10 protein-coding genes are annotated in these 12,524 nt (G+C 50.4%); 5 read left to right on the forward strand and 5 right to left on the reverse strand.

Annotated elements, in window-relative coordinates:
- Positions 1-310: 310 nt before the first annotated feature.
- The 4 genes from P1P89_09455 to P1P89_09470 all read right to left on the reverse strand — a co-directional run bounded on the left by P1P89_09455 (position 311) and on the right by P1P89_09470 (position 4,930).
- Entirely contained in the window at positions 311-1,513 is a 1,203-nt protein-coding gene (locus P1P89_09455; protein MDF1591725.1) for a hypothetical protein, read from the reverse strand.
- A 98-nt stretch (positions 1,514-1,611) separates the two neighbouring features.
- Complete coding sequence (locus P1P89_09460) at positions 1,612-2,592, reverse strand: polyprenyl synthetase family protein (protein ID MDF1591726.1); 981 nt, start codon at positions 2,590-2,592, stop codon at positions 1,612-1,614.
- Positions 2,589-3,905 carry a 30S ribosomal protein S12 methylthiotransferase RimO gene (gene rimO / locus P1P89_09465; GenBank protein MDF1591727.1) on the reverse strand — a complete coding sequence of 439 codons (1,317 nt, stop codon included), beginning with the start codon at positions 3,903-3,905 and terminating at the stop codon, positions 2,589-2,591. Before rimO ends, P1P89_09460 begins: the two co-directional genes overlap by 4 nt.
- On the reverse strand, positions 3,902-4,930 hold the full coding sequence (locus P1P89_09470) for an FAD:protein FMN transferase (protein MDF1591728.1): 1,029 nt from the start codon (positions 4,928-4,930) through the stop codon (positions 3,902-3,904). The genes rimO and P1P89_09470 overlap by 4 nt, the downstream gene beginning before the upstream one ends.
- A 243-nt stretch (positions 4,931-5,173) precedes the next feature.
- Between P1P89_09470 and P1P89_09475 the strand changes: the two genes are divergently transcribed.
- Together P1P89_09475 and P1P89_09480 are read left to right on the forward strand one after the other, a co-directional pair.
- A complete protein-coding gene (locus P1P89_09475) occupies positions 5,174-6,229 on the forward strand; it encodes a phenyltransferase domain-containing protein (GenBank protein MDF1591729.1) in 1,056 nt (351 codons plus the stop codon).
- 1 nt (position 6,230) lies between these two features.
- Entirely contained in the window at positions 6,231-6,950 is a 720-nt protein-coding gene (locus tag P1P89_09480) for an acyltransferase (GenBank protein ID MDF1591730.1), read from the forward strand.
- Between the two features lie 27 nt (positions 6,951-6,977).
- Here P1P89_09480 and P1P89_09485 read toward each other — a convergent pair whose 3' ends face one another.
- Positions 6,978-8,144 (reverse strand): MFS transporter, encoded by a 1,167-nt coding sequence (locus P1P89_09485; GenBank protein MDF1591731.1) that lies wholly within the window; start codon positions 8,142-8,144, stop codon positions 6,978-6,980.
- Positions 8,145-8,426: 282 nt separating this feature from the next.
- Here P1P89_09485 and P1P89_09490 point away from each other — a divergent pair, with 282 nt between their 5' ends.
- The 3 genes from P1P89_09490 (at position 8,427) to P1P89_09500 (ending at position 12,412) form a co-directional block, all read left to right on the forward strand.
- Positions 8,427-8,873 carry an Hsp20/alpha crystallin family protein gene (locus tag P1P89_09490; protein MDF1591732.1) on the forward strand — a complete coding sequence of 149 codons (447 nt, stop codon included), beginning with the start codon at positions 8,427-8,429 and terminating at the stop codon, positions 8,871-8,873.
- A 91-nt stretch (positions 8,874-8,964) separates the two neighbouring features.
- The gene (gene lon / locus P1P89_09495; GenBank protein MDF1591733.1) at positions 8,965-11,313 is read left to right on the forward strand and encodes an endopeptidase La; all 2,349 of its coding nucleotides are present in this window, start codon (positions 8,965-8,967) and stop codon (positions 11,311-11,313) included.
- Positions 11,314-11,590: 277 nt separating this feature from the next.
- Positions 11,591-12,412, forward strand: a complete 822-nt coding sequence (locus P1P89_09500) for a septal ring lytic transglycosylase RlpA family protein (protein MDF1591734.1) — start codon at positions 11,591-11,593, stop codon at positions 12,410-12,412.
- The last annotated feature ends 112 nt before the right edge of the window (positions 12,413-12,524 follow it).

Raw genomic sequence — 12,524 nt, forward strand, 5'->3', positions numbered from 1 at the left:
GCGCTTTAAACCCCAAGTGTTTTTTGGTGTGCAACGGTGTTAGCCCCTACATAATCAGTGTCTTTGCAGAGGCTATACAACATCTAGATGCAAAAGCCTAGTTTTTTATTTTTATAAATAATTACTATATGTTGTGGTGTTTTTGGGGTGGGGGTGGGTACTGGTCTGCATGGTCAGCGCCACTTCTGGCTTTACGAAAAATAGTTTGCCGATTGCTTCCCAAGTCCCATCAATCGGCACTTTACAAAATGACCGAGAATTGCTGGAGTTCTTTGAAAACGTCGCCAGATCCAAGTTCGCGTTAAGGCGACTATCTGGGTATCAACTGAATTTTCAAATGATTCAACGCGATTTCGGTTATGTTAATCCCGAATGCGCCATATGCTTTCAGCATCAGGATGGCGGCAAGCTTTTCGCCGTTTCCCTCAAAATCAATTATCAGCCTTATTTCATCCGGCCGCATTTCCTTTATTTGAAGGCCCCTGACCCCTTGCAGCTCCATCAGGGCCTGGCGAAACCTTTCAAAATACAACAGGTTGCTGCTGCCTTGAATGACAACCTCCACCAGGGTCGGCTGGCTCAATTCTTTATGCCAGACGCTCAGAATCTGAGAAGCCAGATCTGTTCCTGCCTGGGCCCCCGCCTTAGAGAAGGCCGCTCTGACCCCTGCAAACTCATCGGCGCTTGCCGTAACCGCCGTCTGCATGGAAGCCGCAATTTCTTCGCCGGTATCCAGCCGAACCGCCCGGGCCGTTACCATGCCCTGGTAGGATTTGACATTTCCCCTCATCGTGTTGGGAATCAGATGAACAATGGACCGGCCGATGATGACGACTTCCGCCTGCAGCCGACGCCCCAGTTCAATTGCCTCCGGGTTGCTCAAATCGGGTTTGTTCAGGTCCATACCGATATCCTGCCAAGCGTCCATTGCTGCCGGTTCGATGATGGTAAAGCCCTTTTGTTTCATTGCTTCCGCCGCCTTGCTTTCCGCAAAACCTTTGCCCGCCGCAATGGTTTGCCCCCACCAGTACTGGGGCGGCATGTCGCTGCGGTTTTTTTCTGCGACAACAAACAGAATTTTAGGCAACGCTTTCCGGCCGAACATAATCCCGGCGCCCAATAACTGTTCTTCCAAACTGGCCAGTGAAACGGTGATTTGTGCCAATACACTGTATATCTGACCCGCTTTGGTTTCCGTTAAAACCTTGTAATCCTGAATAAATTTATCCCTATGGGTATGAACCAGCCGGTTGATGGGCTGAAAATTTTTCAGCAGCGTCTCCAGGGGGATTTCAGACACCACCATTCGGCCCACCGCCCCATCCAGACTGCTGGAGATGGCCTGGTCACGGGCGGCCTCGACATTTTCACCCCGGATCAAACCGGTACCCATAACCGTTAAAGTTTTTGTTGTCGGCGGCGCTTCAGCAAAAACCGACAGGCTGCTGAGCATCACACCCACCGCCAGGATTACCCCTATGCATCTCTTAGGGGAGACTGCAAAAAAAGCCATGTTGTTTTTCACCTTGAAATATTCCTATGTTTCCCCATATAATATGGAGTTGTATTAAAGGGCTCACAGATAAAAAAGGAGGCGCCGCCCTCAGTACATCAGTTTTTTCTAATCAGCGCATAATCGGCAATATCTAACAGGAGGTCCCTGGTCTCTGTTGCGCCAAACACGGACAGAGCCTCTTTCGCGGCCAAAACCTTCTGGGCAGCTGCTTGATAAGTGTAATCAAGCCCCTTATATTTTTTTAATATATTTATCATCTTTTCAAAGACTTGAACAGAAAATTTTTTTTGGTTCAAAACCTTTTCAATAAAGGCGCGATCATCAGTTCCGGCCTTTGAATATGCATAAATAAGAGGTAATGTCAGTTTGCCTTCCCTTAAATCAGCACCGGTTTTTTTACCCAGTGCGTTTGTATCAGCGGTATAGTCAAGCAGGTCATCGACCATTTGAAAAGCCAGACCGAGATGCCGACCGTAAACGGAAAGGGCCTGCTCCTCCTTCTCCGGAGCGCCGGCGAATATAGCGCCCACCCGGCAGGCCCCCTCTATGAGCACGGCGGTCTTGCGGTAAATAACCGTCAGATAGTCCTCTTCTGAAAGGTTCAAATCGCCTTTATTGATTAACTGCTGGATCTCGCCCTGGGACATATGTTCCGTAATTTCTGCAATGATCTTGATGCTTTTCAGCGATCCGGTCGCCGCGGTAATGGAAAGCGCGCGCGCCAGCAGATAATCACCTGTCAAAACCGCAACCGCGTTGCCCCATTTCGTGTGGGCGACCGGACTGCCCCGCCGGAATTCAGCACCGTCGACCAGATCATCGTGCAAAAGGGTGGCGGCATGAAGGTATTCAAATACACACGAAAAGGTCTTGTCATAATCGCCATGATAGCCGCACAGCCGTGCCGAAAGAACCATCAGCAATGGCCTTAACCGTTTGCCGCCGCTGAATAGAATGTGCTTTGCCGTTCGGGCGACCAGGTCAAGATGCGGTCTTAAATTATTTGTCAGGGCGTTTTCAATTTCAACAAGATCATTTTCGGCCCTGTCCAAAATTTTCTGTTTTATATCGCTCATATTGCCTCTCCGGTCAGGTCATAATCCTGGGCGTCGATTATTTTGACGCTGCAAAAGCAGCCCGTCTTCACCCCCCCGCCGCGAAGGGTGGTGATGCCGTCAACCTCAGGCGCCTGAAAAGCGGTGCGGCCGATAAATGTTTTCCCTCCCTCCTTTTTTTCGACCAGGACCTGATAGGTCTTGCCGACGTGTTTGCAGTTGTTTCTGTAAGAAATTTCGGCCTGTAAGGACATCAGCTGGTCCATGCGGTCCTGGGCTTTCTGGGCTGAAACATGGCCGGAAAGCCTGTGGGAAGGGAGGTCTTCAGAATCAGAATAGGTGAATACCCCCAAGTGGTCAAACCGAACATGGTTGACAAAATCCATCAACTCCCTGAAGGCCCTGTCCGTTTCACCCGGAAACCCGACGATAACGGTGGTCCGAAGGGCAGCGTCCGGACAAAGGGTTCGAATTTTTTCATAAAGCCGTTTGAGATCGTTCCCGGTATATTGTCGCCCCATCCGTTTTAAAACTTTCGGATCGGCATGTTGAATGGGGATGTCGAAATATGAGCATATATTCGGGTGATCTGCAACGGTTTGGATCATGGCCGGCCGGATACTTTCCGGATGTCCGTACAGCACCCGGAACCATGTCTGATCCGACAGCGCTGCAAGTTCTTCCAGCAAACAGCTTAAATCTGTCGGCGGATTTAAATCCCGCCCATAGGCCGTGGTGTCCTGTGCCACCAAAATCAGCTCTTTAACACCGGATGATATCAGGCGAAGGGCTTCAGCCGCAATCGATCCGGGCGGGCGACTTTTTTGCTTCCCCCGGAGCGTCGGAATAATGCAATAGGTACAATGGCGGTCGCATCCCTCGGCGATTTTGATATAGGCCATATGCGTGCTGCTTTGAACCCTGGGAAGATCATGCGTCTGCAGAAGGGATAAATTCGGGTCCGGCAAAATACATCCCGGTGTTCTCAGGGTCCCGTCGACCGCCTGAATAATTTTGTCATAGGCGCCGGTGCCCATAAATATATCGACCTCCGGCAGCGCCCCGACAATATCTTCCCGGTACCTTTCCGGGAGGCAGCCGGCGACTATCAGCTTGCGGCAGTTCCCGCTTTTTTTTTGCGCTGCCAGCGCCAGGATGGTATCGATGGATTCATTGACGGCAGACTCGATAAAGCTGCAGGTATTGACGATGATGGTCTCGGCTTCAGCCGGCTCTGTGGTAATGGTCCAGCCGGAATGCTTCAGCCGGCCCAGCATGACCTCGCTATCCACCAGATTTCGGGCGCAGCCCAGACTTGCCAAATATAATTTCATGGTAGTACCTTAACCGGGTTAAAACCCCTTGAGAAATAATCCGCCAGGCGCCCATCTGCCTGCTGGACAACGATCATGGCCTCAACATTTTCAAGACGCTCAACCAGTTCAATACCTTTGTCAGGACCCAAGACCATCAGGGCGGTTGCCAGTCCATCCGCAAATGTGCAGGTTTGCGCCATGACGGAAGCACTGACTACTGAATTGCGGACCGGGTGCCCGGTCCGGGGATCCAGCACATGGGAATAGCGCCGCCCCTCGATTTCAAAAAAATTGCGGTAATCGCCACTGGTTGCCAAGGCTAAGTTTTCCAGGGTAACCACCCGGTAAACCTGGCTGGGGGACGCGTCTTTTTGCGGTCGATTAATGCCGATCCGCCAGGGTTGTCTGTTTTTTTTAGTACCGGACGCATATACTTCACCCCCGACTTCCACCAGAAAGTTCTCAATGCCGTTTTCTTTGATCACGGCTGCGACCCGGTCAACCGCATAGCCCTTGGCAATCGAGTTTAAATCCAGCGACAGCGAGCGTTTTTTTTTTCGAATATGCCGGCTGTCCGAAATTTCAATGTGGCGGAAACCCACATCGATCAGCAACCAATCGATATGTTGTTTTGCGGGAATCTTTTTTTGAGCCGACGGGCTGCCAAAGCCCCACAAATCCACCAGCGGTTTTATCGTGCCGTCCCAGGCGCCGTTTGTCAGGCGATACAATTTTTCAGCCGCTTTGGTGACGTTAAAAAAGTCCTCGGAAACGGCAAAGCGCTCTTCCGTATTTTGAATCGCGTTAAACCGGCTGATTTCGCTATCGGCCTTGTAAATCGACATGCTGTCATTGACTTCCTGCAGGCGTCGATCGATTTTTTCCTTCAGGTCGGAGATTCGATCAAAATACCCGGCGACAATCTTAATATGATAGGTGGTGCCCATGGTGTTGCCTTCAATGAGCACTTCGCGTTGCAACCGGCAGCCTGCCAGAATAATCATAAAAAAAGCAAATCCGGCGAACCGGATATATTTTTTCATAACCCGCCCTGAATCTATAAAATAAAATTTTCCGCTGTCACCCAAAACCTAACTTCCGATCCCTGGAATTTTGCCCCTTGATCACCCGAGCAGGTATATCCTATCAGGAGCGCTTCGCCGGGTCAACATCGTTACAGGTGTAACAAAATTGTACTTGCATGCCGCCGGAATCCAAAGTATGGATTGAAACGGTTTCATGAAACTCAGCCGATCTAACCTTCAACAAACGGATTTTCGCTAATAATGATGAAAGATATAGGCACTTCGATAACCAAAACCTCGCCCTACCGGGAAATCCTTCCACTTGACATCGACTTTGCCGCCGCCATGATTGTTAAAGCCCAAAGGGAAAATGGTGAAATCCCCTGGAGCAAGGGATTAAAAACAGATCCCTGGGATCATGTTGAAGCTGCCATGGGGCTCTGTATCGCCGGGTACCACCGGGAGGCCCGCATGGCATTCAGGTGGCTTGCGAGCACCCAGCTCAAGGAGGGCTGCTGGTACGCCGCCTATAAAGACGGCATTCCGGAAGACACCACCCTGGACACCAACATGTCCGCCTATGTTGCCGTCGGCCTGTTGCATTTCTACCTGGCAACCGGTGATATTTCCTTTTTAAACGATATGTGGGAAACGGTCTCTGCCGCCATGGAATTTGTTCTGCGGATGCAGGCAACCGAAGGTGAGATTTATTGGGCGATCAGCCCGGAAGGAAAGATCGACACCATGGCGCTGCTGGCGGGATCAAGCTCCATTTGTATGAGCCTGCGGTGTGCCCTGGTGATTGCAAACCAGTTGGGCCGCCATCAGCCGGCCTGGAAAGCAGCGCTGAAAAAACTCGAAACAGCCATTTGCACCCGCCCGCACCTGTTTAACATGACCAAATCGCGCTACGCCATGGACTGGTACTACCCGGTCCTTTGCGGTATTTTTACACTTTCCGCGGCCCAGCGCCGAATCGATCAGTATTGGAAAAAATTCGTCATCAACGGCCAGGGTGTCCGCTGTGTATCCGACCGGCCCTGGGTGACGGTGGCGGAAACCTCGGAACTGTCACTCGCACTTTCCGCCATGGGAAACCCGGGTCTTGCCAAAATCGTGTTCAGCTGGATTTGTGATAAAACCTATGAAGACGGTTCCTACTGGTGCGGCTTTACTTTTCCGGACCTGGTGATCTGGCCCGAAGACAAAACCACCTGGACCAACGCGGTCGTACTGATGGCAGCCGATGCCCTGTATAACCTGACACCGGCCGGCCAGTTGTTCAATCACCGGTTCTGGCAAACAATTGATTTATGATATGCGAAGAGATCATCGCCCCTATTTTATCAAAAAATTACATCTGGGGTTTCAGCAGTTTTACACCCGCCGATTTATAGAGCCGCAGCTGGAATCCCTGGGAAAGGGCTGCCTTTTCATCAAGCCCTGGCACGTGGACATCTTCGGCGCGCCCATTGAAATCGGCGACTATGCCATGGTGGTGGCCACTCCCGATAAAAAAATCAGGCTTTCGATCTGGTCTCAAAAAAAAGGCCTGGGCCGCATCACCATCGGAAATTACAGTTTAATCTGCCCGGGCGTCCGGCTTGGCTCCGCCGCTGAAATCACCATTGCCGACAACTGCATGCTGGCCAGCAGCGTCTACATAACCGATGCGGACTGGCACGATATTTACAACCGGGTCGCCATCGGCAGAACAGCCCCGGTGCGGATTGAAAAAAATGTTTGGATCGGCGACAGCGTCATTATCTGCAAAGGGGTCACCATCGGTGAAAACAGTATTATCGGCGCCGGCGCAATTGTTGTGGATTCCGTGCCCCCCAACACCATTGCCGCCGGAAACCCGGCAAAGGTCGTCAAAGAGTTGGACCCCCGGGAAGAGATCACAACCCGGGCGCATTTTTATTCAGATCCGGCCAAGCTGTTTAAGGATTTTGATCAGTTTGACAGAGACATGTTGCGGAACAACTCGATCCTGGGCTGGCTGCGTCATCTCCTTTTTCCGCTTAAAGGGGAGTAAAGACAAGTGGGCGGGTTGATTGCCTCATTAGCGTATTAATTCCCTGTGGTTTTCCTTTATAGCAAACCTTTTCATCAGCACCCCCCCGGCCGCCGCAATCAAGCTGCTGATTAAAAAAAGACCGGCTGTTTCCATTCGTTCATATAGATACCCGCTTATCAAAAAACCAACCATCAACCCGGTTCCGTATGAAACCGCGTTATTGACCGCCTGACCCATTGTTTTATTTTCAATCGGCGTCAGCAGATCAATATAAAGAATACTGGCCATATGAAAGGTTCCATAACTAAATGCGTGCAATACCTGGGTCACTAAAATCAGCAGCGGTGACTGAACATAGCAAAGTGTCAACCATCGAATGGCAGCTGCCATAAATGAGAAAAAAAGCACATTGACCAGTGAAAATCGCCTGAATATCCGATTCGAGGCGATCATCACCAAAATTTCGGCTGTCGATGCCAGGGCCCAGCTTGCTCCGATGAAAGTGCTGCCGTAACCCAGTTTTTCAAGATGAATGGAAAAAAAGCCGTAATAGGCCCCGTGACTGACCAGCATCAAAAAACCGCAAATCAGGAAAACCAGGACCCGTCGGTTTAGAAATGCGTCGACCTGTTTACGGAAAGATTTTCCCTGATGCTTGCGCACCGCCGGAACACGGACTGAAATGGCTGCCATCAGAGCGGATCCGGCGAATATCAGCACGATAATGATCTGGATCGAATACAGGTCGATGATTTTGCCGATCCCCACAACGACCAAAATAAAACTGATGGATCCCCAGGCGCGCACTTTTCCATAGCTGTTTTTTTCATGACCAAGGACTTCCATGCTGAATGCTTCCAGAAAGGAAATAATCGGTGCGTAAAATATTCCATAAAACATGGTTATCATCAGCATAAACCAGAAATCGACGGTGAACAGATAGAAAGACCACAACGCAGCGCTCACCAGGTTGCAGCCGACATAGATGGCGCGCCGTTTCTGGTATCGGTCGGCCAGGCCGCTCCACAACAGCGGAAACACAATCAACGCCATCGAACGCAGGGCCGACAGTGCACCGATTTGAAGCCCATTAAATCCAAGGTGGTAACAGTATAGATTAAAATAGGGCAGGAATATCCCCATCACGCCAAAATAGACGAAATACTGTGCACCGATGATGAATCTTCCGGAGGGGTTAAAGGCTTTCAGCATACCCCGGTCATACGGCATTTAGGCTAAAATCGCAATTTGATATTGATTTCTTTTCTTTACAAAACCTGCCGGGAATGTTAATTTTTTAACCCAATTGCGCCACCCAAAAAATATCGCATCCGCAACAATTTGCTCGGAAAATTGAACATTGCACCCGGTTCGGGTCTAATGGTTAAGCGTGTTAATTGCGAGTTTTTGCCCAACAAAACAAATTTGTCCGGCGGCGAAACTGAACGTTTTTTTCAACCGATAGAATCGCTAAAACAGGCAGGAGCAAGGCAAATGGACTTTATTAAAATACGTTTTTCTAATGATTTTGAAGATTTGAGTTCCGAGTTGGATAAATCCTTTGAGGAAATCTTCCGCTCCATGAAACCGATGTTCACCCTATCCGAGCGGTCCTGGAAACCTCAAATGGATATTTATGAAACAGTCGAAGAAATCATTATCCGGGCTGAAATTGCCGGAGTGGATAAGGAAAATCTCGAAGTGGAGATCAGCGGGAAAGCCGTTAGGATTTACGGACACCGTTCCGAGCTTCCCCGGGTTGACAGCGGCACGTATCGGTTGGCTGAAATTCAGTATGGCAGGTTTGAACGCATTTTATATCTGCCGGCGCCCATTGACACCGAAGTGGTGTCTACCGCCTACTCCAATGGTTTTCTTCAGATTCGCCTGGCCAAGCTTCAACTGGACAAAACCCACAAGATCCCCATCTCGGATGGATGATGGATTTTTGGTGCTGCTGCCGGACATGCGCTGATGAATATGACAACCCCCCATTTACGATACATTGCTTGAATTTACCTTTGGAGGTATCATGACTGATCCAAAACCGTTCACCGATATTGATGCTGAAAAACTGCCGGACATCCTTCCGATTATGCCGCTTTTTGATGCGGCCTTGTTTCCCAAAATGGTATTGCCGTTGATGGTGATGCAGGGTGAGTCGGTCCGGCTGGTTGATGAAGCCATGTCAAAGGACCGGATGATTGGGCTGCTGGTATCAAAAAAGCCTGAAGAGAAAAGCAAACTTCCCCAGGATGATTTATACACCATCGGTACCAGCGCCTTGATACTCAAAATGGCCAAAACAGAGGACAATAGGACCCAATTGCTGGTTCAGGGGCTCGGCCGGTTCAAAGCCGCCGAGTTTGTAGAGAGCAAACCTTACTTAAAAGCGCGGATTGAGCATATCCGGGAAACACAACCCAAAGACAAAGAATCCCAGGCCCTGGTATCGAACATCCTCAGCCAGTTTACAAAAATTGTGGAATTGTCCCCGGGATTGCCCCCGGAAATAGCTGCAATGGCCAAAACCATCAAAGAGCCCGGCATACTGGCGGACATGATTGCTTCCACCATCAACTCCTCCCTTGAAGAAAAGCAGAAGATTCTTGAAACCAATGATGTCAAAGACCGCTTGCAAGAAGTTACCCGCCTGCTCAATTATCAACTGGAAATTCTTGAATTGGGGCACAAAATCCAGTCTCAGGTGAAAGGGGACATGGATAAACGCCAGCGCGAATATTATCTGCGCCAGCAGCTGGAAGCGATAAAGGAAGAACTGGGCGAAAAGGACGAACCCTCGGTTGAATTGGACGAATACAAGGCCAAGTTAAAGGAAAAGAATCTACCCCAGGAAGCACTGAAAGAAGCAGAGCGTGAAATCAGCCGGCTTTCCCGCATGCACCCTTCTTCGGCCGAATACACGGTGGCGTTAACCTACCTGGATTGGCTGACATCGCTACCCTGGAATGATAGTACCGTGGATAATCTCGATATCAAGAAGGCACGAAAAATCCTTGATGAAGACCATTTTGGATTGGAAAAGGCCAAAAAACGGATCGTCGAATTTTTAGCGGTGCGCAAACTCAAACCGGAGTCCAAAGGACCCATTTTGTGCTTTGCCGGCCCCCCCGGCACCGGCAAGACGTCCCTGGGGCAATCCATCGCCCGGGCATTGGGACGGAAATTTATTCGGATTTCACTGGGAGGCGTCCGGGATGAGGCTGAAATCCGCGGCCATCGCCGCACTTATGTCGGTGCGCTGCCCGGGCGAATTGTTCAAGGTCTTCGCCGGGCCGAATCAAACAATCCGGTTTTCATGCTGGATGAAATCGACAAAGTCGGCAGCGATTTCAGGGGGGATCCTTCATCCGCCCTGCTGGAAGTGCTGGATCCGGAACAGAACTTTTCCTTTTCAGACCATTATCTGGATGTTTCCTTTGACTTGTCGAAAGTCATGTTTATCACAACGGCCAATATTCTCGATACCATCCCGCCGGCCCTGCGGGACCGGATGGAAGTGCTGGAGCTTCTGGGGTACACCGAAGACGAAAAGATCAAGATCGCAAATCGCTACCTGATTCCGCGCCGGCGAAAGGCCCACGGTTTAAAGGCCGGTCAGATCAACTTTACCAAAGCCGCGGTCAAACAGATGATTTCCGGCTATACCCGTGAAGCCGGTCTGCGTAACCTGGAACGCGAAATCGCCAACGTCTGTCGCGGCGTTGCCAGTAAGGTCGCCGCCGGCGAAGCCAAGTCCGTAACCATCAAAATCGTCAACCTGTTCAAGTATCTGGGGCCGGTGCGCCTGTCCAACGAAGCCAGGTCCCGGGTTTCGACTCCGGGCGTGGCCATGGGCTTGGCCTGGACCCCGGCAGGCGGAGAACTTCTGTTTATTGAAGCCACCGCCATGAAAGGCAAAAAAGGACTTACCTTGACCGGTCAGTTGGGCGACGTCATGAAAGAATCCGTCACTGCCGCTTTAAGCTTTATCCGGACAAACGCTGTAACACTCGGCATCGATGAAGATTTTTTCGACAAGTACGACATTCACGTCCATGTACCGGCAGGCGCCATTCCCAAGGACGGACCCTCTGCCGGGGTGACCATGCTGACGGCCCTGTCCTCGCTCTTGACGCATAAAACCATTCGAAAAGACCTTGCCATGACCGGTGAAATAACGCTGCGCGGCCAAGTGCTGCCGGTCGGCGGGGTTAAGGAAAAAATTCTTGCCGCCCACCGGGCCGGGATTAAAACGCTGATTTTACCTAAATGGAATGAAAAGGATCTTTACGAAATCCCCAAAAAGGTCCAAAAGGATATCAAGTTTCACTTTGTTGAAAAAATGATGGATGTGCTGAAAATCGCCCTTAATAAATAACCAACTCGAAGGGGCCGGCATTGGTTATGCCCAGGGGGATTTGCTTTATTAGAATTTCATTCACTTATTGAAATTCCTAATGTTATATTCCAAATATCTAACGGTTCGGCCGGCTCACCGCCCTGAGCCGGGTCGAAGGGAAAATTCAAATGACCGAAATTCGAAAATTTAAACAATATGTCGTCCTTGAAAGTTTTGCTCATTGAACATTGGAATTTGAGTATTGTTTGTAATTTGGTTTTTGGAAATTGTAATTTTAGACATTCAATGGTTTTAAATGAACTATATCCCAAAAAAATCTAACCCCCACTCCCACCACCTGAGCTCGTTAAAGTGTTACATCTCACGCTATCGCCGGCCGGCTGTCGTTTGGGTTCTCCTGCTGACACTTGGCTACGGTTGTGCAACGGTTGAACCGCCACCGCCGCCGCCGGCCCCGACAGGCTATCCCAAACCTTATAAAGTCCTGGGAAAATGGTATCAGCCCTTGCCCCACGCCAAATATTTCAGCCAGCGCGGCATCGCTTCCTGGTATGGTGAAGATTTCCATGGCAAAAAAACATCCAACGGTGAAATTTATGATATGCATGCCATGACCGCCGCCCACAAAACTTTGCCCCTGGGCACATATGTGCAGGTAACCAATCTATCCAACAACCGTGTAACGCAGGTCCGGATTAACGACCGGGGGCCGTTTGTGCGCGGCCGCATCATTGATCTGTCTTACAGTGCGGCCCGAACCCTCGAGGTGGTCGGACCGGGGACGGCCCCGGTTGAAGTCGTTGCCCTGGGAACCAGGGTGACGCCGGAGTCGGCCGGCAAACCGGGCGGCATGTATCTGCCGGTGGATTATTACTCCGGCAACTTTACGATCCAGGTCGGCGCCTTCAGGGACCGCAACAACGCCGAACGGCTTAAAAACAAGCTGGATCAAAAATTTAAAAATGCGCATATCACCGTCTATGACACCGGCAAAGAGACTTTTTACCGCGTCCGCGTGGGCCTCTGCACAACCCTGCAACAGGCGGACGAATATGAAGCCGTTATGATCAAGGAAGGCTTTAAGGACGCATTCGCCGTTGCCGAAGACCTGAAATAAAGGTGTCGGGGGCCGGGGATCAGGAGCGTTCGTGTCGCGTCCCAGATTTTTGGTGTAAATTATTCCTGACTGTTCTTGAAATAAGTAAGTCCGTCATTCCCTCGCAGGCGGG

The sequence above is a fragment of the Desulfobacterales bacterium genome, assembly GCA_029211065.1.
Lineage (GTDB): Bacteria > Desulfobacterota > Desulfobacteria > Desulfobacterales > JARGFK01 > JARGFK01.